Origin of the sequence: Citrobacter sp. Cpo142 (assembly GCF_030332425.1) — a bacterium.
Lineage (GTDB): Bacteria > Pseudomonadota > Gammaproteobacteria > Enterobacterales > Enterobacteriaceae > Citrobacter > Citrobacter portucalensis.
Genome location: NZ_JAOWHW010000124.1, coordinates 23,062 through 46,698 on the forward strand (window position 1 = coordinate 23,062; position 23,637 = coordinate 46,698).

Genomic DNA, 23,637 nt, shown 5'->3' on the forward strand with positions numbered 1-23,637 from the left:
GTCGGGTGACAGAATAATGACAATGTTGTCATTTTTACGGTAATTCGTTGATTACGATCGTGTGCGCAATAGAATGACATTAGCAGCCAGACGGGGAGCAAGATGAAAATATTGATCGTCGAAGACGAAATTAAAACAGGTGAATATCTCAGCAAAGGGCTTACAGAGGCAGGGTTCGTAGTGGATCACGCTGATAATGGTCTTACCGGATATCATCTCGCCATGACAGCCGAGTATGATTTAGTCATTCTGGACATCATGCTGCCTGATGTGAACGGCTGGGATATCATCCGCATGCTGCGCACTGCCGGAAAGGGTATGCCGGTCTTACTACTGACGGCCCTCGGCACGATCGAACACAGGGTCAAAGGACTGGAACTGGGTGCGGACGATTATCTGGTTAAACCCTTTGCGTTTGCCGAACTGCTGGCCCGGGTGAGAACCCTTCTGAGGCGGGGAAACGCGATGATCACGGAAAGCCAGTTTAGGGTGGCTGATCTCTCGATGGATCTCGTATCCAGAAAAGTCAGTCGCGCCGGAAACCTCATTGTGCTCACCAGTAAAGAGTTCAGCCTGCTGGAATTTTTCATTCGCCATCAGGGCGAGGTTCTTCCCCGTTCCCTGATTGCCTCTCAGGTCTGGGACATGAATTTTGACAGCGACACTAACGCGATTGATGTCGCCGTAAAGCGACTCCGCGCTAAAATAGACAACGATTACGGGACAAAGCTGATCCAGACTGTCCGGGGCGTGGGCTATATGCTGGAGGCCCCGGATGCATAGCAAACCTTCCAGGCGCCCTTTCTCACTCGCCCTGCGGCTGACCTTTTTTATCAGCCTGTCCACGATACTGGCTTTTATCGCCTTCACCTGGTTTATGCTGCATTCTGTTGAAAATCATTTTGCCGAGCAGGATGTCAGCGATCTTCAACAAATCAGCACTACCCTGAACCGTATACTGCAGTCCCCGGTGGATCCGGATGAAAAAAAAGTAAGCAAAATAAAGGAGTCGATTGCCAGCTACCGCAACGTTGCCCTTTTGCTCCTCAATCCCAGGGGGGAAGTGCTCTTTAGTTCAGCGCAGGGGGCGGCACTACACCCGGCCGTGAATTCCGCAGATTTTAGCGAGCACAGCCGCGCACGGGATGTCTTTCTCTGGACGGTGGAGGATCCTGCGAGACCGATGGATACCGGGTCTGAAATGAAGATGGAAACATACCGGATTATCGCCTCCTCTGGCCAGGCGATATTTCAGGGCAAACAGCAGAATTATGTCATGCTGACTGGCCTCTCCATTAATTTCCATCTCCATTACCTCGATGCGCTGAAAAAAAATCTGATTGCGATCGCCGTCGTGATAAGCCTGCTGATTGTTCTGATCATTCGCATCGCTGTCCGTCAGGGGCACCTGCCCCTTCGTAATGTCAGCAATGCCATTAAAAACATCACCTCCGAGAATCTTGATGCGCGGCTGGAACCGACACGCGTTCCCATTGAGCTGGAGCAACTGGTTATCTCGTTCAATCATATGATTGGAAAGATTGAGGACGTCTTTACCCGCCAGGCCAATTTCTCTGCCGATATCGCGCATGAGATCAGAACGCCCATCACCAATCTGGTGACGCAGACTGAAATCGCACTGAGTCAGGATCGAACCCAGAAGGAACTTGAGGATGTCCTCTACTCCAGTCTTGAAGAGTATAACCGGATGACCAAAATGGTCAGCGACATGCTGTTTCTGGCACAGGCGGACAATAACCAGCTTATACCTGACAGGGTCCGTTTTGACCTCAGAGCAGAAGTCATGAAAGTCTTCGAGTTTTTCGAAGCCTGGGCCGAAGAACGCAATATCACGCTCAAATTTAACGGGATGCCCTGCCTGGTTGAGGGAGATCCACAAATGTTCAGAAGAGCGATCAATAATCTGTTATCCAATGCCCTGCGTTATACCCCGGAGGGACAGGCCATCACCGTCTCAATAAGAAAGCAGGAGAGCTTTTTTGACCTTGTGATTGAAAATCCAGGGAAACCGATCCCTGAAGAACATTTATCAAGGCTGTTTGACCGTTTTTATCGGGTGGATCCATCCAGACAACGAAAAGGAGAAGGCAGCGGCATCGGCCTTGCGATTGTGAAGTCAATCGTGGAAGCACATCACGGAAGAGTGCAGGTGGAATCAGACGTACGCTCCACGCGTTTTATCTTATCCGTGCCCAGACTGGAGAAAATGATCCCGGAAACCCAATGCTGAAAATAAAGATGTAAATGACAAAGATGTCATTAGCCTGTCATGCAGCAAACAGAAGCCATTCGATATAATTAGTGCAACTTATCAGGAAGGCTGGATTGCTTCATCAATACCCGGCGTCAGAGTACGCCAGGAAATGAATATCCAGCCCTCTTCCGGAGAAATAAACGCTGCCGAACTTGTTTCAGTTATGGAACTGAAAACATCGGTTGTACTTCCCCGGACATCACTAATGATACTGGGTTTATGTTTCGCAGAATCATAAACCCAGAAACAGACATTTTCCCCAACCATGCTAACCACAGCTTCCTTATCCAGAAGTAACACATCCCCATATCCTGGACATCCGGTGAGAAATACCAGACTGTAACTCAACAGACTGAAACAAAAAAACAATCTACTTTTCATCACCAGGGGAATCCTCGAAGAGTATTCCTATAAGATTCTCGGATTACACTTTCATGAATATCCCCATCTAAAGTTATATTATGATTGAAGCGCATATCCAGCCACGTTCTATATCCACTCTTTTGTAGAATAAAACTATCCGCAATAATTTGAGCCTGCTGCTCCATAGGGTACTCACTTAGAAGTCGCCCATCCAGTTTATATCGATAACTGACTAGCCAACTCACCAGGCCTCTACAGATAACATTCATGCCTTTTTCTCGTTGCCAGACATGACTCATTTCATGGATAAATAAGTGTTGATAATGGGATAATGTCTGAGAAAAATCATCCCGGTACTGATTGCGAAAGTAAATCTCACCGTCAGGCGTCATCGCCGTATTCGAATCCTGTAAATTAAAAGGCAAATAACTGTCCCTGTGGATCCACACTTTATGATACTGGAGAGTGGAACCAAATACAGACTTTGCCAGTTCAACCTCTCCAGAGGTAAGTCTTCTGAGACCACCTTCCTTAATATTATTTGGCACTCTCAAACTCCATTATGATGCCCTTGAACTCATCCCAGCTAAGGATCAGAGAGTGTGGTTTTTGCTGCCGGGAAAGATACGTTAACAACTGCTGGCTAAGCACAGGCAAGATTTGTTGGTTGAGCAGACTATCAATATTCCTTGCCCCCGTATCCGGTAGCAGGCAAGCGGCGGTCAGGGCATCAAAAAGGCTCTCGGATATCGTAGTGGTGATGCCGTAGTGACGCAGTAATCGCTGGCTAACCTGATCCAGTTTCATTTGTACAATCGTACGTAACGCAGATTCACAGAGCGGATGGTAGATAATCGTCTGGAAGCGGGCCAGTAGCGCTGGCTGGAAGTGATCGCGCAAAAGTGGGCGCAGCAGTTCGTGCAGCTCAGACTCGGTGGTTTCCGGCTGTTCTTCCAGCATCTGCATTACAGCGTCGCCGCCAAGATTGGAGGTCATCAAAATAACGGTATTGCGAAAATCAATTTCACGGCCTTCGCCGTCACGCATGAAACCACGGTCAAATACCTGGTAAAACAGATTCATGACGTCGCGATGCGCTTTTTCTACTTCATCCAACAGTACCACGCTATAGGGGCGTTTTCGCACCGCCTCGGTCAGGATCCCTCCCTGACCATAACCCACATATCCCGGAGGTGAGCCTTTTAGCTGGCTCACGGTGTGCGGCTCCTGATATTCAGACAAATTAATCGTGATCAGCGATTTTTCACCACCAAACAGAATGTCAGCCAGGGCCAGCGCCGTCTCCGTTTTGCCGGTTCCACTTGGTCCAGTAAGCAGGAACACACCCTGTGGGCCGTTTTCCGGCGTCAGTCCTGTTTTTGATGCCCGCAACCGCTGTGCGATCGCATTCAGCGCGTAATTCTGACCAACAACGCGTTCTCCCATCTGGGTTTCAAGCGTCAGCAAGTCTGCCTGGGAGTCCTTCATTAATGAAGACAAAGGTACACCGGTCCAGTCGGCAATCACCGTAGCCACGGTGCGCGCGTCTACATCCGGAAACAGTAACGGATGGTCCTGCTGAAGCACACTAAGCTGCTGCTGCAATTCAACCGTTTCCGCCTGACGAGAAATATCACGGCGGCTGGCAAGCAGTTGCTCTGTGAGCGCTAATTCCTGACCATACTGAGTTTCTCGTTCATCCAGCTCGACAAGCAGAAGATTTTCACGCTGTTCAATGCTGGACAGCCTTTCACCATGCTGACCATTTCCTACGGAGATATCTTCAAGTAGTGCCTGTTTTTCCATTTCAAGCGCGGTGATCTCTGACTTCAAACGCGTCAGTGGTTCCGGAACGGTATCAAGGCTCATCCGCACTCTTGCACCTGCGGTGTCCAGCAGATCGACGGCTTTGTCGGGTAATTGTCGCCCGGTAAGATAGCGGCGAGAGAGCGTAACAGCAGTTTTAACCGCTTCGTCGGTGATGTGAACGCCATGGTGTTCTGCATAGCGTGATTTCAGACCACGCAGCATTAAGCAAGCAGTATCATCATCCGGCTCATCCACTTTAACCATCTGAAAACGCCGCTCCAGCGCAGCATCGCGCTCAAAATACTGTTTATATTCACTCCATGTGGTCGCCGCGATAGTTCGTAATTCACCTCTGGCCAGAGCGGGTTTTAGCAGATTAGCTGCGTCAGCGCCTCCCGCCTGATTACCGGCCCCAATGATGGTGTGTGCTTCATCGATAAAGAGCAGAACAGGCGTTGGCGATTGCTGAACGGCATCAATGATATTTTTTAACCGCTGCTCAAACTCACCTTTCACCCCGGCACCTGCTTGTAACAGCCCAAGATCCAGCGTGCGTAATGTTACTGATTTCAGGCTATCCGGCACATTACCTTCAGCAATACGCAGCGCCAGACCTTCCACCAGAGCGGTTTTGCCGACACCGGGTTCCCCGACCAGAATGGGATTATTTTTTCGCCGACGGGACAACACATCCACCATTTGCCGGATTTCATTATCGCGACCAAATACCGGGTCGATATCGCCGGCACGCGCTTTCGCGGTCACGTCTAGCGTAAATTTATCGAGCACGCCTTGTAATGATGGCGACAACGTCGACTGGGTCTGGTCCGGACGCGGTTCATCATTAGGGGAAACCTTCACCAGAGCGGCTTCTTGCTGTCTTTCAGGACGTTCATCCGACTGGGAATTTAATAGCGGCAGGAGTCGTTCCAGTTGAGTATGTCCGGCGCTCAGAAGCGGCCACAGACCGTCACACTTCAGTAGCGAAGGCTTTCCTACCAGTGCCATCAGCAGATGCACACCACGTATCTGCGAATTTTCATCCGTTGCGGCACACAGCCACGCTTGTTGGATTAATGAGAGGAGCGCATCAGACAACTGCGGACGGCTTTTCACGGAACGAGGCTGAACATCCAGATGTGCCAGCAGCGACTGCCAAAGATTATCGATATCCCATTCATAACGACGAGCAATGACAGTAATATCGCCCTCCCCCTGCTCCAACAGCTTCAGCAACCAGTGTTCTGGAGTGATTTCTGCATGCGCGCGCGTCTGACATAACGATGCCGCTGCTTCAAGCGCCTGAGCACAATAGGGGTTGAGACGTCGTAATAGCACTGCTGAATGGTGTTCCATTTACTTCCTGACTCCCTGTATTCAGGCACGCTACCGCCCGTAGCCGTAATCCAATGCCCATAAGGTAATAGTGATGTTGATACTCTCTGCTTAACCCCCGCCCCGGAAGCTCAGCAGAGGGCATAAAAAAACGGATGAGGAAATCCTCATCCGTTAGCGCATTACGCGGTGGTACGCTCGTTCCAGGCGTCAGAATGGATAATGTTGCCATCCTTATACGTCCAGACGATCTTCTCGTAGCGCAGTTCAATTTGTTCCAGGTGGTTATGCTTCTCTTTTGCGGGATCTTTGATGTCGTACATCACAGGGTTTACTTTCACCACTTTCACGTTGTGTAACGTGGTGTTGAAGTATTCCACTTCCTGACCCGCGTCATTGATGCGATACCATTTGAACTCTGCCTGGCGCAGGGTCTGACCGGTGGTTACAGCCTTGTACAGATATGGACTGGAGGCATCGATTTCCTTAGTGAAAAGGAACGGGGTATGGATGCGCGTACCGGTCAACTTACCGGTATTGTTATCTGTAGGGATGTACAGGTTATGTTCCTGAGCCACCACTTCGATACTGCCTACACGGTCTTTTACGTCAACAGAACCTTTAATATCCGCGCCGCCATCATCTTTCAGCCAAAGGTAGACTGGAATTGCCATAACTCTTTCTCCATTTTTACTTCGCTAATGCGTCACCACCTTGTGGTGACGGTTCCTTCATGCCCGGCAGCCGACAGGCATCAGCCTGCGGTACCAGACTGATCTCTACACGGCGGTTGGCTGCCCGCCCCTCCGGCGTATCGTTGTTTTTGTAGGGCCGTAATTCGCCGTAGCCCTGAACGGCAAAACAGCTCTCCGCGACATCACCGGTATCTCGCATCCAGTCACGAACAGATTCCGCGCGTTTGAGAGAGAGCAGCTGATTAGATTTATCGTCACCCACATCATCGGTATGTCCGGCGATGACTATCAGCCACCCGGGTTTGGCTTTGATATTGACCAAAGCCCCAATGAGTACTTTTGTTGAACCCGCTTTTAGCGCCCACTTACCCGTATCAAACAGCGACATACTGTCGAGACGTACAGTTTGCAGGGCAGTCACTTTCGGTTTTTCGGGTGACCCCCAGTCACTTATGGCAACCTGTAAAGGGGGGATCAATCTCATCCCTTGATACAATCCCATTGAAAGAGAAAGTGGTTCGCCACGCTGATACCAGCGATCAAGGAGTTGCGCATCACGACGAAGTTGATCCTGGGCCAGGATCTTTGGCTCGGCGGGATTACCGCTAAGTTGGCGGTATAGCATCAGGTGATCGTTTGTGATCCTGATGAGATGTTGGTTATTGATAAAGCTGCTTGCCATCGCCATTCCGATGAAAATGCCGCATAGCAGACCACTTACGCCCACCGTCCGTTGAAATGCTGTCAACGCCCGACGGCGGGATAAGAATGGCAATGCTAAATCTGGAAAAGGCAGCAGTGCGGGCGCTACTGACGCCGCAGGGGAAAGCGTTGTTTGAGCAATGATATGCCGTTGCCAGAGGTTATTTTCGCAGACCGCTGATGATGTGAAACACACAACCCGTAATGCAAAGAAAACAGGAAGAGCATGGTGTTCAGTATCGCCTTGTACCTTCTTCAGCCAGCCCAGTAAATTATCTAACCACACTGCATGTGTAAGATGAAAATGGCGGGCTGGGCTCTCTTGCGAAGAGAAAGGAGCAAAGTCGTCTAATCCCGTAGCCGACTGCACTTCTGCATCCTGAGGGGTTCGAATAAACCAGCGTACAGCCTCATTGCATTGAGGAGAATTCAGCCAACAGCACAACCAAAACGGCGGTACACCTGATAACCAACGCCGACTCTGGGTCACCACTCGCCGCCAACTGAGCAGTATGTGCTTAAGAGCATCCTCATCAGTATGCCGTTCCGGAGTTAATGCCAGCATTACGGAGACGCGCATAAGAAGCCCTGGACGCTGAGCAGCTATCTGACGAACCAGAGCAATGTAATGCTCCGGGGACTGGACAGATAAATACCAGCCCTGCGAGCTCTCGCAAGAACCGCTGCGTCCGGCAAACAAGGGGGCATTATCGCCACACACCAGCACAACTGGCCCACTGAAATTCTCCGGAGGGAGCTGAACTTCATGCTCGGAATGCGCTGATCTCAACTGGCCATATTGGCGCCAGCCATAAACGATCCCTGGAATGGAAAACAGTAAAATAAAGACGGTCAGGCCGCCCCGAACACCCGCACTTAACGGACTGAATCCCCAAACCAGCAACAAAGCCAGCACAGCTGTCAGTACATAGTTAACGATCCCTCGCAACTGAGCCATGTTTTAGCCCTGCCCAATAAGCTGAGCAACCAGCCCTTGTAAGACATGAGAAAATGTTAACCATAAAACCCCCAACGCCACCGCGCCGACAATCCATGCCTGCCACCAGCGGCGCTTACTGCCAGAGAAACCGGACGCCTGCATGATTACAGGCGCATCGTGCTTTAACTTAAAAGGTCTCGCCTGAGCCGCTAGCGCCTCAAGAACATCTTCACGACGTTCGTCACCTTGCTCACGATAGCGCCCCACAAAACCGAGCGTGATTGCGCGATAAAAGCAGGTTATTACGGCGGTATCAGGAACGGGCTCACGCAGTACAGACCGGATGCGTTCCCAAAGCTCTTCCCCTGCGTTGGTGGTATTGAAATAACGGGCCTGTAAGGGTGTCGCAAGCCAGGTGATATAACCGCTATCCTGCCGGTTGCGGTTCAACACGCTTTCATCCAGTAACGCACATTGCGTGTAGAGCATATGTTCAACGCTGTGTTCGCTGTACCCCATATCACGCAATGCCTCACGTGCAGATTCAACCCATTGGCTGGCCCGACGATAAAGAACAGCTCCGTCGTCGACTTCTGCCCCGTCACGTAGCTGGCTTACAGCAAGCCATGTTGGCCAGAAAACCTGATCAATTTCCTTATTCATTTATTTCAATCCCTTAATACTGCAAACAGCTCAAGTTGAATCTCTCCCAGCGTTCCCGGCACATAGAAAGCACAATTACCAGCGTCCAACATGGCCTGGGCTGCTGGATGATTAATCTCAAGAGCAAAGTATTGATTTTCCAGTCGTAATGGGATGGCTGCGGGTACATGTGTCAGCGGTTTTAATGGAATACCGCTGAGTGCCACATTGACGACATCTGACACATCTGCCCGGCTCCCTGCTTTACAGAGCTGTGGAAATTGCGCCAGGAGGACATGTGCGGGGAGGCCCGAGCGAACGGACAGGTAAAAATCAGCACCTCCACGCAGTCGGGCATCCGACAGAGCCCCATACCAGAACTGTCGCTCCTGCGTCAGTTCAATAGCGACAACACGAGACGGCAGACTGGCTTCCAGCAGTTCCACCAGCAGAGCAAACAGCGGCGGGAATACCTGCTGCGGATTTGCATGCTGATATGGAGGTACAACACTGACATCATTTTCTAACGAGAAGGTCAGCAGGCTGCCCGCTAACCGCGCCAGCTCACGCCACAAAAGTTCGGGATGACGGCCTGGGTTTTGCAGCATTTCTTTCAGAACAGGTTCCGAACTATTAAGCGCATTCAGCAGCCAAAACAACGAAACATCTGCTACTGCAAAATCCGCCATTCGTTCGTTACTTTCTCGGCGCAAGGCCATCAGGCGGCGACAACGAGCCTGGATACGATGCACCAAATCACTGAGCGAATTGATTAATAAGGGGCTGGCTGAGAGTGAAAGCGAGGGGGGTAAAAAATCACGTCCCAGCTCCCATTGCCCCTGAGCATTACGAATAAGGCAAGCTACCGGACAAGTCAGGTAAGCGCTGTTATCATCATGGGCATACCGGAGGGTGATAGCATGCCGCAGCACTGCCATATCAGTCCGTTCCTGACCGGAGAGATCCTGAACTGGCAGCCATTCCTGCTGCCAGCGACACGGACGGCTGACACCGTTGCCTGATGAAAGATTGCCGCCATTAGCTGAAAGCAACGGCAATGCCAGCACGATATCAACGCTGCTGTAGCCAGTAAGATGCGATAAATCACACGCTGGAGGCAGGTTATCTGAAATACCTGTATCCACTAAAGTACCGTCAGGAAAGCGCACAACCAGATTAACGGGATTCAAACGGGAAACCGTTAACGCACTTTCATCAAACTCCGCGCTGATGACGCCCCACGGTGATGAAAGTGACATGTGAGCAACAACGTCAGCAACGTAAGCATCCCAACGTGTCTGTTGCTGAAACTGTTGGGGAGCCAGAAAAGCCCCCTCGCTCCATAACGGACGATAGATCTTCATCGCACCTCCTGTGCATTACGCCGTTAAGATTTCGACTTAGGCATCTGTGAAACTAACGACAAGCTGACATCCATACCTTCAACCTGGAAATGCGGGATGGCGTACAGGCGCACGCGGAAGAAACCCGGGTTATCCTCAATGTCCTCCACCACGACACGCCCATCACGAAGCGGATGTGAAGCCTGCAAATCATCGCCAGGATCGGTCATTTCGGTAACCAGACTGCGTAACCAGTTGTTTAGTTCAAGCTCAAGCAGGCGGCGATCTTTGGTCGTACCAATGTTTTCTCGCTGCAAGATTTTCAGGTAATGAGCAATACGAGAAAGCAGGAAGATATACGGCAAACGTGAGTTAATTCGACTATTAGCTGTTGCTTCCGGGGTATCAAACTGCGCAGGTTTTTGAGCCGAGTTAGCAGAGAAGAAACAGGCGTAATCACGATTCTTATAATAAGAAAGCGGAATAAAACCGAGGTTGGCGAATTCAAATTCACGAGTTTCCGGGATCATCACTTCAGACGGGATTTTCACCTGATTACCCGTCCCCAGATCGTACAAATGGATAGGTAAATCTTTAACCGCGCCACCCGCCTGTGGTCCACGGATCTGGACGCACCAACCATTCTTGATAAAACTTTTCACCATATTCACAGCGAAAGAGAAAGATGCGCTGGTCCACAGATATTTTTCGTGATCCGGGCCCTTAACTTCCTCGACATAGTTAAAGCTGCGCACAGGAATGGTATCAGGGCCGTAGGGCAAACGCCCGAGTACACGCGGCATGGTTAATCCGATATAGCGTGAATCATCACTATCACGAAATGCTTTCCATTTGATGTATTCAGCACGTTCGAAATAATCATTGATATCTTTTATGGCTGCGACCTCTTCCATATTTTCTTTCAGGAAGAATTTCGGCCCAACTGAACCAATAAATGGCATATGGCAGGCTGCCGATACGCCAGAAATATTGCGCAGTAGCGCAATATCCTGCGGGCTGTTATCAAATTCGTACGCTGAAATCATTGCCGCAATAGGTTCGCCACCTGGTTGGTCATATTCTTCAATATAAACATGACGATATAATCCGCTCTGGATAAGTTCCGGCGCGTCATCAAAATCATCACGCAGCGCATCCTTACTGACATCCATCATTTCGACACGGACATTTCGGCGAAAATCAATGCCAGAGATCATTGAATGCAAACCACGCCAGAGCGATTCTTGTTTTTGAAATTCAGCATGATGCATAACTTCATTAACCTGATCGCTAATCTGCTTATCCAGACGAGCAATCTGCTCATCGAGTAGCGTTTTATCCAGGCGTTCTAAGGGTTGTGCGGCATCAGCCAGACATGAGACCAGAACCTGAATAGCAGCGGTCACACGCTCAGCCGGAGCGGCATCAGAAAGCGCTTCATCACTCTGCCACGCATCTACATTTTTTAATGACGCGACGGGAGAAAGATTAATTTTGTCAAAGAGGGACTGATAAACACTGCGTTCACTGGTCGTGGTGGTCGCGGCTGAAGAGGTATGTTCCTGAACAGACATCAACATATTCCTTTTATGTTCCTTTACTATTCCTGCCGATTTAGCGGAGGAAACCCTGTAGAGCGTTAAATCTCTTCTGGCATCATAGTTGCCAGCTCATTACGCAATTCCTGACTCAGGGCTGGATCCTTAAGGATTGTTTCCAGCTCGCGACGAAAAGCAGCGTTATCGAGTAAGTTAGATTTCAGGTCACGTAGTAAGTTACGCATAGCCAACAGAACACGTAATTGTGGGATATTTCGTGCGACCTGCTCAGGTTCAAAATCGCGGATATTCTTAAAGGTAAGGTTAATATCGTCCTTTCTGTCATCATCAGCTAACGTATTTTTAACACTTAAATTAACCACTGGTGAAAACTTGGCCAACACATCGTTAAAATTATTTTTATTAATATCTATCTTTTCACGCTCAGATAATGGTCGCTGCTCTCTGCCATTACTGAAATCACCGACAGTCAGTAGTTTTAAAGGCAATTCAACTTTCTTTTGAACGCCTCCAGTGTGTAAATCTAACTTAATATTAACGCGTGCCGTCGGCACTTCATTCTGAAAACTGTCACCCATACGTCCCTCTCAGACCGGCGACTCCTGCCGGTATTTTGCGTTTCCTAATGGAGCACGTTCCAATCGCTCAACATGTTTCTTACAACGTCATTTCTGCAGGCAGTTAACAATGGCTGTTGATGACAATTAACTATTATAATTATCACGCTAATGCAATCCGATATATTCCATAGGTAAAAACATGATCAATGTCATTAATTAATCGAATAACACATTATGTTTTTATATTTAAAATAACAATCAAGAAAATATTTATCTAATACAAACAAAAATATTTATTTAATGATTGATGCATTCATTTAACGAATGCATCAATCATTAAATAATCATTTACCATGAGAATATTTTCTGTCGTTTATATAAATATAGACACTCATTTAAATATAAGTACTATCAATCTAATCATAAATAAAAAAACCGGAGAGATACTCCGGTTTTTCATATCTCACTCGTGAGCGAGCAGAAAGATTAGTCTTCCTTCACCACAATCAGTGGTTCAATATCGCTCTCTTTTTTAATCACCAGCGACTCGTCACCACGCAGGCAGGTACCGCCGTAGTTACCACCTACGGTAAAGGTACAAACCTGGATATATTTACCGGCAACTTTTGGCAGACACCAAAGCTGCTGATAAATGTTCTTCTGCTCGGCAAACTTACCGCTGGTTTTATCCAGTAGCTCTTCCTGATGACTCACCAGATCGATGTTGCTGCCACAACGTCCTGCAATAGGTTTCACCGCATAACCGGTTTGCGCCAGCTCTTCATTAACAGTGAAATCCGTATCTAGCAGATAACGGTGGTGCGGGAACAGTTGCCAGAGGATCGGCAGAATCGCTTTGTTGCCAGGGATAACCGTCCACAGAGGTTCGAAGACCAGCACTTCCGGGCGCAGCAGCACGTCGATTAAACGCACTTCCTGATTCGTATGCCCGGTACGAATTGGCACCGCGGCGTACTCCGTTTCGCTAACCTCACGCACCTGCTCAATCGCGGTTTCCCACGCCCAGGTCTTCCAGACGCAGTTCACCAGACGGCCGTCCCCGTCAATCAATTGACCGGCGTCATCCCAGCGCAGTTCATCCAGACCTCGCAGAATTTTGCTGTCAAACCCGGCCTGACGCAGCGCCTGCTGCATAAACTGCGCGTGATAGTTTTCTTCGATATCCTTATCCTGCATGATGTGGACAAACGGACGTGCGCGGCTGTGCTTCCAGGCCCCCGCCAGTTCGTTGATCAACCCTTCAGCCGGGTTGTGTCCCTGCCCTGTGTAGCCCCGTTCGGCCCATCTTTCGAGGATCAAACCGGCTTCGGTATGGCACGATGCGGAATCAGCGTTGTACTCATACACCTTCAGCCCGCGTTCATCCATACAGAAATCCATACGACCCGTAATCATATGATGCCGACGACGCTGCCAGGAAAGGCGCAGGCGCGGCCAGAGGATTTTCGGAATATCAAACAGCGCCAGCAGGTTGTCGTCTTTCAGCACTTTGTCAGTCGCGTGCAGATACATCAGGTGCAGCTCGTTGGTGGCTTTAATCAGCTCCTGCTCGGCGCTCTCGGTAATGGTGAAGTACTGATGAGGGTCCTGATTAATCACATGCCCATTCGCCAGCACGTAGGCTTTTTGCAGCGGATCCTGTTCATCCAGCCATTTGCCGTCAAACTGCCCATTATCTTCCAGTCGCGCACCGCTGATTTTCAGCGAATCATTGGCGATCTCCGGCTGCGGCAAGCTGTAACGGGTATCATCAGTCTGAATCATCCAACCAAGGATAGTGGTGTCGTCAAAGGTATCACGCAGGGTATAACAACCGTTTTCAACCACCATCTCCAGTTCGCGAGTCCACTGCTGACCGGGAGGTAGCGGGGTATGGAGCACGTTCTGTTCGGCAATACGGATTTTGTTTTCCAGCAACTGGGTGACAACCGCCACATGCCCGGTATCTTTAAATTCGCCGCCTTTTTGCCAGATAAGCAGAGCGCCTGCGACCGGCGCGCGGGGCGAACCATTCGGAAATGCCTGTAACGGTAGGATGTTGTCATTCACGACTTCGCGCAGGAAGCGTAAGGAGAAGATCTCCCAGGCCATGCCAACATCGGTGAAGACCACGCCATAGTTAAGGAAGAGAAAGCGGCGTGCGAACTCTACGCACTGCCATTTGTGGCCCATGTATTCATCGTCAATATAGCTGCGAAATGCCGCATCATCGTCGTAGTCCCGTGGGTCGAGGGAGCTGTAATCTGAAGAGTAGATTGCTACGCCACCTGGGGCGTAGCCCAATAATGTCCCGAATGGGGCATCCTGACTGGTCGTTCCTTTGCTCATGCACCTTACCTCAAAACAATACAGCCTGAGCAGGTTGGCGTGAATTTTTCGCTCTGGTTGCCTGCTCTGCGACACTAACCGGACAGAGGTCGACATCATCATACACCTCAACGCAGCGGCTGGCGCTCAGAGGCGAAAAATTCACAGCAGGAACTACGCTTTGGTCAGGGTGACCGGTACGCTTTTATACGCCGGAGTCAAACTTTGTGTATCTACTGCATCCAGCGAAAGCAGGACATTCGCTTCAGGCAGATAAGCGCCAATTGAGCCAGCCGCCATGTTGTAAATCACCACCGTTAAGCCGTACATGATGCGATCCGCGCAGGGCTGACCGTTGTCGTCCAGCGCCTGAACGTTGACCACATCACCCTGGCTCAGACCGCGGCTCGTTGCTTCTTCGGCGCTTAAAAACACCACATCCCGACGACCGGTAATGCCACGATAGCGATCGTTCATACCATAAATCGTGGTGTTGTACTGATCGTGGCTACGCAACGTCGCCAGCACCAGCGCATCGGCAGGCTGATGTTCCCGCTCCACCGCCCGCTGATTACTGACGATAAAGTTGGCTTTGCCATTCGCCGTTTGCCATTCACGGCGCGAAGCAGGCGTATCCATACGAAATCCGCCCGGCTCGGCAATACGTGCGTTGTAATCGTGGAACGCCGGGATCACGGCTTCAATGGCGTCACGGATCAACGCGTAGTCCCCGGTAAATGCTTCCCAGTTGATCGGTGAACGCGGTAGCGTGGCACGCGCCATGCCCGCCACAATCGCGGGCTCCGATTTTAGCCAGCGGGAAGCCGGCTTCAGCGCGCCGCAGGAAGCGTGAACCATCGACATAGAATCTTCGACGGTCACCGACTGGATCCCCGTCGCCTGCATGTCGCGCTCCGTTCGGCCTAATGCAGGTAGCAGGTAGTTATGCTTTGCCAGCAGCAGATGAGATCTGTTCAGTTTGGTCGCCACATGGACCTGCAGATCCAGATTTTTCATCGCCGCAAAGGTACGCTGCGGCTGGGGCATCGCTACCGCCAGATTGCCGCCCATGCAGATGAGCGCTTTTGCATCTCCCCGCTCGATGGCCCGAATACTCTCCACGCTGGAGCGGCCATGTTTGCGCGGAACACGGATAGAAAAATGCTTCTCAAGGCGTTGCAGGAAGTCTTCGGACGCCGCTTCGTTGATCCCTACAGAACGATCGCCCTGCACGTTAGAATGACCGCGTAACGGGCAGATCCCCGCCCCCGGCTTACCCATATTGCCTTTCAGCAGCAACAGATTTACCAGCTGCTGGACGTTCTCGGTGCCGTTTTTATGCTGAGTGATGCCCAGACCATAACAAACAATCGTGGCGCTGGATTTACTGTAGCTGTGCGCCAGATCTTCCATCTGACTGCGCGTCAGGCCCGAGTCCTGTTCCAGCTCAGCCCAGTTATGCTGACGTAAGTCGTCATACAGCGCTGCATATCCCGCGGTATGTTGGTCGATAAACGCATGATCGAGCGTCGGCTGCTGATCCAGTAGGATCCGCGCTTCGTCCATTTCGATTAGCGCCTTCATTATGCCTTTGAGCAACGAGGCGTCCCCGCCCATTTTTACCTGGTAGTAGTCGTTGCTCAGCTCCGTCGCCTGACCGGTGAACATCTCTTTCGCGCTTTGCGGGAAGCTAAAGCGCTCAAGCCCCCTTTCGTTCAGCGGGTTGATGGAGATAATTTTGGCTCCTCGTTTGGCAACGTCGCGCAAGGTGGTCAGCATGCGTGGATGGTTAGTACCAGGGTTATGCCCGATACAAATCACCAGATCGCAGTGGTCGAAATCATCAAGTTCAACGGTCCCTTTCCCAAGACCAATGGCCGGCGTTAGCCCTGCGCTGGTCGGTCCGTGGCACATGTTGGAGCAATCAGGAAAGTTGCTGCTACCATATTCGCGGGCAAACAGCTGATACAGGAACGCCGCCTCATTTGACGTTCTGCCGGAGGTGTAAAATTCAACCTGTTGTGCTGAGTCATAGCTGCGCAGACGCTCGCCGATCTCCCGAAAGGCGAAATCCCAATCTACCGCCTGCCAGGTGTCTGACACTGCATCGTATTTCATTGGATGCGTCAAACGACCAATGTTTTCCAGTTCATAATCGCTGTAGTGCCAGAGTGTGGAAACCGGGTGACGGCTGAAAAATTCCGGTGACGCTTTCTTACTGGTTGTCTCCCAGGAAACCGCCTTAACGCCATTTTCGCACAGCTCCATTGGCGCACGATGCCCGGGGTCCGGCCACGCACACCCCGGACAATCGAACCCTTTCACCTGGTTCATTTTGAACATCGCGATAATGTCGCGCGCGACAGCCTTTTGCGAAAACACCGAAGCAGTGACGGCTTTTACCGCACCCCACCCACCCGCAGGGCCCTGATAACCGCTTACTCCTGGAACACCATTTTTCATTATTACTGCTTATTCACCGCCAATTTTTGATGGCGAATACGGTAGCAATTTCCGTCCAACATTGATTTCCTCTTCATGGAGTACGGGCCAGGTACAATGAACGGGTTAGATTTATCTTCCCCTTTCAGCACAAAGCGACATAAAGTCCCAATCTGTTAAATTGAGTTCTACCTAACTGCTACACTGCATCAACACAACCACTCAGAAGGCAGGTCAATATGTCAGACAATACCTATCAGCCCGCGAAAGTCTGGACGTGGGAAAAGTCGAACGGCGGCGCATTCGCCAATATCAACCGCCCGATTTCCGGCGCCACCCACGAGAAGACGCTGCCGGTTGGCAAGCATCCGCTACAGCTCTATTCGCTGGGTACGCCAAATGGGCAGAAAGTGACGATTATGCTGGAGGAGTTACTGGCACAGGGCGTGAAGGGTGCGGAATACGATGCCTGGATTATCCGCATCGGCGATGGCGATCAGTTTTCCAGCGGCTTTGTTGAGGTGAATCCGAACTCGAAGATCCCGGCGCTGCGTGACCATTCGCAAAACCCACCGGTTCGCGTATTCGAATCTGGCGCAATTCTGCTCTATCTGGCGGAAAAATACGGTTATTTCCTGCCGCAGGATTTGGCAAAACGTACTGAAACGCTGAACTGGTTGTTCTGGTTACAGGGTGCGGCGCCGTTCCTCGGCGGTGGTTTTGGTCACTTCTATAACTATGCGCCGGTAAAAATTGAGTACGCTATTAACCGCTTCACCATGGAAGCCAAACGCTTACTCGACGTACTGGATAAGCAGTTAGCACAGCATCAGTTTGTGGCAGGAGATGAATACACCATTGCCGATATGGCGGTCTGGCCATGGTTTGGCAATGTGGTGCTGGGTAACGTGTACGACGCGGCAGAGTTCCTCGATGCAGGAAGTTACAAGCACGTGCAGCGCTGGGCAAAAGAGGTTGCCGCGCGTCCGGCAGTTAAGCGAGGTCGTATTGTAAACCGCACTAACGGGCCGCTGAACGAGCAGCTTCATGAACGTCATGACGCCAGCGATTTCGACACCAATACCGAAGATAAGCGCCAGGGCTAACACAAGATGCCGGATGGCGGCATAAATGCCTTATCCGGCCTACATCGAAGGCGTAGGCCTGATAAGCGCAACGCCATCAGGCACTAACCGGTTGTCACGCGCTGGTGACGTCGTACTCCATGCGGCGAAGTGCGTCTAACGTGGCTTTAGCTTCATCTTCATCAATGATGCTCATGGCGAACCCTACGTGCACCAGCACCCATTGCCCTACCAGCTCAGCGGTATCACCTTCACAAATCAGGGCAATATTGACATCACGTTTGATGCCGCACACTTCAACCTGCGCAAGCTGGTGAATATCTTCACCAACGGCCAGAACCTGACCAGGGACTCCAATACACATATCTGACTCCGCCCCATAGCAACCTATGGGTTATTCGACTTCAATACTTTTCACTTTCAGTGAATCGCCTGCATCAACCCGCAGACGATCGCCCTGACATAGTGGACACTGCGCATCATGCTGGGTGATTTCCACAACCTGACTGCAATCCCAGCACCATGCCTGGGCTGGTTTGTAATCAATATGCAGCTCACACCCTTGCGCCAGCGTGCCCTGACAGACGATGTCGAAACTGAAACGGACGGCGCTCTCTTCAACGCACGAGAGCGCTCCGATTTCCAGCCAAACGCCGGTTACACGTTTGACACCGTGCTGCTCTGCCTGCTGTTGAACAATCTCAACCGCGCTCTGACAAAGGGACAGCTCATGCATTTTCGCAGTTCCGACGACCCAGCAGTAGCGCGCGACGATTTAGCTGCGGCGCATTCGGATCGCTCACCGGCAGCGATAACAACATTCGCGCGCAATCGTCAGTCAGACGCACACCCTCTTGCGCCGACATATTGTGCGAAAGCGGCGACATCAGTGAACAGGAAAGGTATTGCGATACGCCATCCAGTTCACCAACGGTAAAGGTCATCTCGCCATACGGCAGACGCAGCCCGATTTTTTCGCTGACTTTACGCACCGGCCAGATCTGGTCCGGTCCGGGGAAAATCAGTGCGCTGAGCATCCAGGGTGTGATAACACACCCCGTCCACTGACCTTCAAACAACGTAAAATCAGAGACATATACCGGCATATTCGGATGCAAGAAAGAAAGATCGTGCATCGAACGCCGGGCAACCTCTTCAAACGCTGCCTGAATCTGCGTCTTCGGGGCCGTCTGAAAACCGACAAACTCCTCAGACATGAGCCGCCTCCCGAGGGATCGCTTCAACGCCTGATTCGCGAAGCGCGGCAAGAACCTGCTCCAGCGCCGGTTCAATCATCGCTTCAACCGTTGGCGTTAGCCCGATATGCGGCTCCAGCGATTCCGGAATAACGCCGACTAAGGTCAGCTTTTTCGGAAACTCGCCGGTAAAACGCAGGGCCGACAATACGTCGGCCAGGCCAAGCTGGTGTGGTGAGATTTTGTTGGTAAACAGCGCCGGGATCTCTTCATCCCGCAGGACCATCATCGTTCCTGGCGTGTTTTTCTTCGACACAATGGCGTCAGCAATGATCAGATGATCTCTGTTCGCCATATCGCCAAGAAGCTCCATCCCAGCCGTACCACCGTCCAGAACATCAACAAAGTCTGGCAGGATGTACCGTTGCTCTAATGCCTCAACGATACGTACCCCGATGGCTTCGTCGGTCAGCAAAATATTGCCGACCCCTAAGACTAATATCCGCATTACAGAACCTTAACTGAGACCACTTCGTTCCCGTCAACGTCCACCACATGCACCGCACATGACATACAAGGGTCGAAGGAGTGAATGGTACGAACCACTTCCAGCGGTTTGTTTGGATCGGCAATCGGCGTACCTACCAGCGAGCGCTCATATGGTCCCACTTCATCATTAAAGTTACGTGGGCCAGAGTTCCAGGTTGACGGTACAACCGCCTGGTAGTTGCTGATAATGCCGTCTTTAATCACCATCCAGTGAGACAGCATACCGCGTGGCGCTTCGAGGAAACCAACACCTTTGAATTCGCCCGTTGCCGGAATATCCGGTTTCACGAAGGTGGTGTGGTCGCCCTTACCGATGTTCACAATCAGCGCGTTGTACTGATCCTGCAGAACGTTCTGCAGTTCACAACAGTGAACGGTACGGCCAATAATTCGGCCCAGCGTAGAGTGCAACTGCGACACTTCGATAGTTTTACCGGTCAGCTTGGTGTAAATCGCGATGATTTCATTCAGCTTGGCATGAGTAGACTCGCGTTTGGCCGCCAGTTTACACAGCATGTTGGCCAGCGGACCCACTTCAACCGTTTTACCGTAGAAAGTCGGCGCTTTAACCCAGGAGTATTTGCCGTCGTCTGACCAACCGGTGTAATCAGGAACCGTTGTGCCTTCCCACGGAGCCTGCGGCGCTTCGTCTTTGTACCACGCGTGTTTCGCACTCTCCTGAATCCCTTTGATCAGGTACTCATCTGAGTGAGAGGTGATCGGACGATAGGTCGAAAGATCGGCATCGGTGATATAACCGCCCGGGAACAGGAAGCTGCCGTTTTTACCGTCTGTCGGGAATTCCGGCGCACTCAGGTAGTTAACCGCACCCTGACCACGTTCCAGCCACTCAGGATAGAACGCAGCAATAACCGCGGTATCAACCTTGTACACCTGCTCAACGAAGTCGCTCAGCTTATCGATGAAGGACTTGATGTACATCAGGCGTTCAAGGTTCAGCACACCGAGGCCGTCAAGGTTAATTGGGTTAGCAACCCCACCTACCGCCAGGTTCTGGATGTGCGGCGTTTTACCGCCTAACAGTGCCACAACGCGGTTGGCATCACGCTGGCATTCCAGCGCTTGCAGGTAGTGTGCGACCGCAATCAGGTTCACTTCCGGCGGCAGCTGCATTGCCGGGTGACCCCAGCAACCGTTAGCAAAAATGCCTAACTGACCGCTGGCAACAAGATCTTTGATCTTGTTCTGAACCTTGGTGAACTCTTCTGCGCTGTTCAGGTGCCAGGAGGACACGCCGTTCAGCATGGCAGACGCTTTCGCTGGGTCGGCTTTCAGTGCAGAAGTGATATCCACCCAGTCCAGCGCAGACAACTGATAGAAGTGAACAATGTGGTCATGCGTGGTGTGCGCGGCCAGAATGATGTTACGGATATACTGTGCGTTCACCGGAACATCAATATTCAGCGCACTTTCTGCTGCACGAACGGAAGAGATAGCGTGAGTGGTCGTACAAACGCCACAGATACGCTGCACAATCATCCAGGCATCGCGCGGATCGCGGTTTTTCACGATCTCTTCCATGCCACGCCACATGGTACCGGAAGCCCATGCTTTAGATACCACGCCATTTTCGATTTCGCAGTCGATGCGTAAATGACCCTCAATACGGGTTACCGGATCAATAGTAATTCTCTGGCTCATGCTTTGCTCGCCTCATGACGATTTTGATCGTTTTGTTTTAAAGGAGGAAGTATCGGCAGTAGACGAATGAGTACGATGTATGCACAAATCTCAATAGCCACAAAACCAATAGAAATCAACAGCTCTTCCCAGGTCGGGAAGTAGTGGTAGCCACCACCAGGATTGAACGCCACCAGCGAATAGGACAGACGCCATGTTGCACAACCCAGCAACGCGCTCAGCGCAGACAGATACAGCATACGCGAGTCATTACGCAGCTTAGTGACGCGCAGCACCACCAGCGGGAAGACCATCAGCACGACTTCAAGCCAGAACATCAGGGAGTACAGATCGCCTGAGAACGCATAGGACAGCTTGTCGCGATAGATCAGTTCGCCAAAGCGCAGGACGACGAAAATCGCCAGCAGCACGCTGATGGTATTCGTCAGCTTGATGAACAAACTTTTCTCGTCCGGACCGTTACCTTTCAGACCGGCTTGTACCAACGAGCCTTCAAAGATGACGATCGAGAAGCCCATAATAAAGGCGGTTAATACCGAGAAAAGCGGCAGCATTTCATAAGCTTGCCATAGCGGATGCACCTTATAACCCGCAGAAATCATCAATGAACCCATTGAAGACTGGTGCATGGTTGGCAGCAGCGCGCCGAGGGCAATAATAAAGAACATCACTTTATTCAAACGTTTGAGGGAAACTTTCCACCCCAGACGTTCAAACAGAGCCGGAGCAAATTCCAGCGCCATGATGCCGATATAGATGGTCATACAGACCGCCGTTTCGAACAGTACCGAGTTCACGTTGAAGTGGCCCGGAATGTAGAAATACGGCAGGTTCCAGTAACGACCGACGTCAATGGTGATCGACAGCCCCCCCAGCGAGTAGCCAAACAGGCTCGCCAGCAGCGCCGGACGAACCAATGGATGGTATTGTCCTCTGTTGAAAACGTACACCGCCCATGCCAGCGCCCAACCGCCGCACGCGAAGCCAGTACCAATCAACAGGTCAAACGCGATCCATACACCCCATGGGAAACCGCCGTTCAGATCGGAGACTGAGCCCAGTCCGAAGACCAGACGTTTCACGATCAGGAGCATACACAGGACGATAAGCGGCCCAAAAATAATGACCGGTTTGCTGATTATTTTTCCGCCCAGCGGTTTAGGATCATGACTCATGATCGTCTCCTCCATCGTGATGGTCGTTTTTCGTGTTACGACGAACCAGCACGGTTAAGCCCGCCAGCGCAGCCAGGGGTAATATCATGCCCTTGTACAGGGAATGTTGAACATGTTCGGAACGCGCACCAGTTGAAAGATCATCCAGCTTCGGCAGATCCAAATCCTCGTAAGGAACACCCGTCAGTACCATAACCTGCGTACCACCGCCTTCTTTCTCGCCGTACAGGTGCGGGTAGTACTTCGGTACCGTATGCAGATAGGTATCGCCTGCTTTCACCGTCTGACGCGGATAGTGGTATTCGCTACCAGGCTTCAGCGCGAGACGTTTTTTCGCCTCAGCCATCAGCTCTTCACGCGTACCAAAAATCACCGCACCGGCAGGGCACACTTCAACACAACCCGGTAAACCACCTTTGTCCAGACGCTCAACGCCTTTCTGGTTACACAGTTCACATTTGTGAAGCGCACCAAACGGGTTGTTGTAGTCGTACTTAGGCACGTTGTACGGGCAGGCGACCATGCAGTAACGACAGCCCGTGCAGACATCTTTGTCATAATGGACGATGCCGGTTTTCGGATCTTTCTTCAGCGCGGAGACCGGGCAAACGGAAACGCAGTTCGGATCAACACAGTGCATGCACTGTTTCTTGATGTATGCGTAGCCATTTTCTTCCTGGTCTTTGTTAACGCCTGTTCCGCTACGCCACACCTGAATGATGTTATTGGTATACGGCGACAGTTTGTCGTTGTTCGACCAGGTTTGCTCGCCTTCCGGGTTACGCGCCGGGAAGTTGATATCCTGACACTTTGTGACACAGGCCTGGCAGCCTACGCACAGCGTCGAGTCATAGAGCATCCCAAGAGAACCTGGGATCGGCGGACGGTTTTCTGCAGCCGCATGGCTGATGGACGGCGCAGCGCCCAACAGCAATGCCCCGCTGGAGGCTGCTTTAATAAAGTTACGTCTGTTCACG

The 23,637-nt window shown here is 51.2% G+C and carries 21 protein-coding genes; 3 read left to right on the forward strand and 18 right to left on the reverse strand.

The window, feature by feature from the left end; all coding sequences use genetic code 11:
* Positions 1-102: 102 nt before the first annotated feature.
* Positions 103-783, forward strand: a complete 681-nt coding sequence (gene silR, locus OGY18_RS13510) for a copper/silver response regulator transcription factor SilR (RefSeq protein WP_286553344.1) — start codon at positions 103-105, stop codon at positions 781-783.
* Positions 776-2,251 (forward strand): copper/silver sensor histidine kinase SilS, encoded by a 1,476-nt coding sequence (gene silS, locus OGY18_RS13515; RefSeq protein ID WP_032433718.1) that lies wholly within the window; start codon positions 776-778, stop codon positions 2,249-2,251. Before silR ends, silS begins: the two co-directional genes overlap by 8 nt.
* A gap of 81 nt (positions 2,252-2,332) precedes the next feature.
* Here silS and OGY18_RS13520 read toward each other — a convergent pair whose 3' ends face one another.
* The 11 genes from OGY18_RS13520 to OGY18_RS13570 form a co-directional block, all read right to left on the reverse strand.
* Complete coding sequence (locus tag OGY18_RS13520; protein WP_286553345.1) at positions 2,333-2,575, reverse strand: hypothetical protein; 243 nt, start codon at positions 2,573-2,575, stop codon at positions 2,333-2,335.
* An 80-nt stretch (positions 2,576-2,655) separates the two neighbouring features.
* Positions 2,656-3,186, reverse strand: coding sequence for a hypothetical protein (locus tag OGY18_RS13525; RefSeq protein ID WP_003828330.1), 531 nt, complete (start codon positions 3,184-3,186; stop codon positions 2,656-2,658).
* Positions 3,176-5,803: a type VI secretion system ATPase TssH gene (gene tssH, locus OGY18_RS13530; RefSeq protein ID WP_286553347.1), complete on the reverse strand. Its 2,628-nt coding sequence runs from the start codon at positions 5,801-5,803 to the stop codon at positions 3,176-3,178. The genes OGY18_RS13525 and tssH overlap by 11 nt, the downstream gene beginning before the upstream one ends.
* Positions 5,804-5,964: 161 nt before the next feature.
* Positions 5,965-6,456: a type VI secretion system tube protein TssD gene (gene tssD, locus OGY18_RS13535; RefSeq protein ID WP_003024437.1), complete on the reverse strand. Its 492-nt coding sequence runs from the start codon at positions 6,454-6,456 to the stop codon at positions 5,965-5,967.
* A gap of 16 nt (positions 6,457-6,472) precedes the next feature.
* A complete protein-coding gene (locus OGY18_RS13540; RefSeq protein ID WP_191219683.1) occupies positions 6,473-8,137 on the reverse strand; it encodes an OmpA family protein in 1,665 nt (554 codons plus the stop codon).
* A gap of 3 nt (positions 8,138-8,140) precedes the next feature.
* Entirely contained in the window at positions 8,141-8,782 is a 642-nt protein-coding gene (gene tssL / locus OGY18_RS13545; protein WP_191219682.1) for a type VI secretion system protein TssL, short form, read from the reverse strand.
* Between the two features lie 5 nt (positions 8,783-8,787).
* Positions 8,788-10,125, reverse strand: coding sequence for a type VI secretion system baseplate subunit TssK (tssK, locus tag OGY18_RS13550; protein ID WP_286553349.1), 1,338 nt, complete (start codon positions 10,123-10,125; stop codon positions 8,788-8,790).
* 23 nt (positions 10,126-10,148) lie between these two features.
* On the reverse strand, positions 10,149-11,678 hold the full coding sequence (gene tssC, locus OGY18_RS13555) for a type VI secretion system contractile sheath large subunit (RefSeq protein WP_048225521.1): 1,530 nt from the start codon (positions 11,676-11,678) through the stop codon (positions 10,149-10,151).
* A gap of 65 nt (positions 11,679-11,743) precedes the next feature.
* On the reverse strand, positions 11,744-12,241 hold the full coding sequence (gene tssB / locus OGY18_RS13560; protein ID WP_048225523.1) for a type VI secretion system contractile sheath small subunit: 498 nt from the start codon (positions 12,239-12,241) through the stop codon (positions 11,744-11,746).
* Between the two features lie 468 nt (positions 12,242-12,709).
* Entirely contained in the window at positions 12,710-14,572 is a 1,863-nt protein-coding gene (gene gss, locus OGY18_RS13565; protein ID WP_286553352.1) for a bifunctional glutathionylspermidine amidase/synthase, read from the reverse strand.
* 153 nt (positions 14,573-14,725) lie between these two features.
* Positions 14,726-17,014 (reverse strand): FdhF/YdeP family oxidoreductase, encoded by a 2,289-nt coding sequence (locus tag OGY18_RS13570; protein ID WP_126317418.1) that lies wholly within the window; start codon positions 17,012-17,014, stop codon positions 14,726-14,728.
* Positions 17,015-17,232: 218 nt separating this feature from the next.
* Between OGY18_RS13570 and yghU the strand changes: the two genes are divergently transcribed.
* Positions 17,233-18,099 (forward strand): glutathione-dependent disulfide-bond oxidoreductase, encoded by an 867-nt coding sequence (gene yghU / locus OGY18_RS13575; RefSeq protein ID WP_048225529.1) that lies wholly within the window; start codon positions 17,233-17,235, stop codon positions 18,097-18,099.
* 94 nt (positions 18,100-18,193) lie between these two features.
* Here yghU and hybG read toward each other — a convergent pair whose 3' ends face one another.
* The 7 genes from hybG to hybA are packed head-to-tail and all read right to left on the reverse strand — an operon-like array spanning position 18,194 to position 23,636.
* Positions 18,194-18,442 (reverse strand): hydrogenase maturation factor HybG, encoded by a 249-nt coding sequence (gene hybG / locus OGY18_RS13580; protein ID WP_003024459.1) that lies wholly within the window; start codon positions 18,440-18,442, stop codon positions 18,194-18,196.
* A 30-nt stretch (positions 18,443-18,472) separates the two neighbouring features.
* On the reverse strand, positions 18,473-18,814 hold the full coding sequence (hypA, locus tag OGY18_RS13585) for a hydrogenase maturation nickel metallochaperone HypA (protein WP_003828349.1): 342 nt from the start codon (positions 18,812-18,814) through the stop codon (positions 18,473-18,475).
* Positions 18,807-19,295: a hydrogenase-2 assembly chaperone gene (gene hybE, locus OGY18_RS13590; RefSeq protein WP_126317417.1), complete on the reverse strand. Its 489-nt coding sequence runs from the start codon at positions 19,293-19,295 to the stop codon at positions 18,807-18,809. Before hybE ends, hypA begins: the two co-directional genes overlap by 8 nt.
* The gene (locus OGY18_RS13595; RefSeq protein ID WP_032944999.1) at positions 19,288-19,782 is read right to left on the reverse strand and encodes a HyaD/HybD family hydrogenase maturation endopeptidase; all 495 of its coding nucleotides are present in this window, start codon (positions 19,780-19,782) and stop codon (positions 19,288-19,290) included. The genes hybE and OGY18_RS13595 overlap by 8 nt, the downstream gene beginning before the upstream one ends.
* Positions 19,782-21,485 carry a hydrogenase 2 large subunit gene (gene hybC / locus OGY18_RS13600; protein ID WP_003828353.1) on the reverse strand — a complete coding sequence of 568 codons (1,704 nt, stop codon included), beginning with the start codon at positions 21,483-21,485 and terminating at the stop codon, positions 19,782-19,784. The genes OGY18_RS13595 and hybC overlap by 1 nt, the downstream gene beginning before the upstream one ends.
* On the reverse strand, positions 21,482-22,660 hold the full coding sequence (gene hybB / locus OGY18_RS13605) for a Ni/Fe-hydrogenase cytochrome b subunit (protein ID WP_003828354.1): 1,179 nt from the start codon (positions 22,658-22,660) through the stop codon (positions 21,482-21,484). Before hybB ends, hybC begins: the two co-directional genes overlap by 4 nt.
* The gene (gene hybA / locus OGY18_RS13610) at positions 22,650-23,636 is read right to left on the reverse strand and encodes a hydrogenase 2 operon protein HybA (protein WP_003828357.1); all 987 of its coding nucleotides are present in this window, start codon (positions 23,634-23,636) and stop codon (positions 22,650-22,652) included. Before hybA ends, hybB begins: the two co-directional genes overlap by 11 nt.
* Position 23,637 lies beyond the last annotated feature (1 nt).

Bases quoted from the DNA above. Each gene is read 5' to 3' on its own strand.
- hybB (WP_003828354.1), bottom strand. From the start codon at position 22,660: ATGAGTCATGATCCTAAACCGCTGGGCGGAAAAATAATCAGCAAACCG.
- hybE (WP_126317417.1), bottom strand. From the start codon at position 19,295: ATGTCTGAGGAGTTTGTCGGTTTTCAGACGGCCCCGAAGACGCAGATT.
- tssK (WP_286553349.1), bottom strand. From the start codon at position 10,125: ATGAAGATCTATCGTCCGTTATGGAGCGAGGGGGCTTTTCTGGCTCCC.
- hybC (WP_003828353.1), bottom strand. From the start codon at position 21,485: ATGAGCCAGAGAATTACTATTGATCCGGTAACCCGTATTGAGGGTCAT.
- tssH (WP_286553347.1), bottom strand. From the start codon at position 5,803: ATGGAACACCATTCAGCAGTGCTATTACGACGTCTCAACCCCTATTGT.
- silR (WP_286553344.1), top strand. From the start codon at position 103: ATGAAAATATTGATCGTCGAAGACGAAATTAAAACAGGTGAATATCTC.
- hypA (WP_003828349.1), bottom strand. From the start codon at position 18,814: ATGCATGAGCTGTCCCTTTGTCAGAGCGCGGTTGAGATTGTTCAACAG.
- tssD (WP_003024437.1), bottom strand. From the start codon at position 6,456: ATGGCAATTCCAGTCTACCTTTGGCTGAAAGATGATGGCGGCGCGGAT.
- gss (WP_286553352.1), bottom strand. From the start codon at position 14,572: ATGAGCAAAGGAACGACCAGTCAGGATGCCCCATTCGGGACATTATTG.
- tssL (WP_191219682.1), bottom strand. From the start codon at position 8,782: ATGAATAAGGAAATTGATCAGGTTTTCTGGCCAACATGGCTTGCTGTA.
- tssC (WP_048225521.1), bottom strand. From the start codon at position 11,678: ATGTCTGTTCAGGAACATACCTCTTCAGCCGCGACCACCACGACCAGT.
- silS (WP_032433718.1), top strand. From the start codon at position 776: ATGCATAGCAAACCTTCCAGGCGCCCTTTCTCACTCGCCCTGCGGCTG.
- yghU (WP_048225529.1), top strand. From the start codon at position 17,233: ATGTCAGACAATACCTATCAGCCCGCGAAAGTCTGGACGTGGGAAAAG.
- tssB (WP_048225523.1), bottom strand. From the start codon at position 12,241: ATGGGTGACAGTTTTCAGAATGAAGTGCCGACGGCACGCGTTAATATT.
- OGY18_RS13595 (WP_032944999.1), bottom strand. From the start codon at position 19,782: ATGCGGATATTAGTCTTAGGGGTCGGCAATATTTTGCTGACCGACGAA.
- hybG (WP_003024459.1), bottom strand. From the start codon at position 18,442: ATGTGTATTGGAGTCCCTGGTCAGGTTCTGGCCGTTGGTGAAGATATT.
- OGY18_RS13540 (WP_191219683.1), bottom strand. From the start codon at position 8,137: ATGGCTCAGTTGCGAGGGATCGTTAACTATGTACTGACAGCTGTGCTG.
- OGY18_RS13570 (WP_126317418.1), bottom strand. From the start codon at position 17,014: ATGAAAAATGGTGTTCCAGGAGTAAGCGGTTATCAGGGCCCTGCGGGT.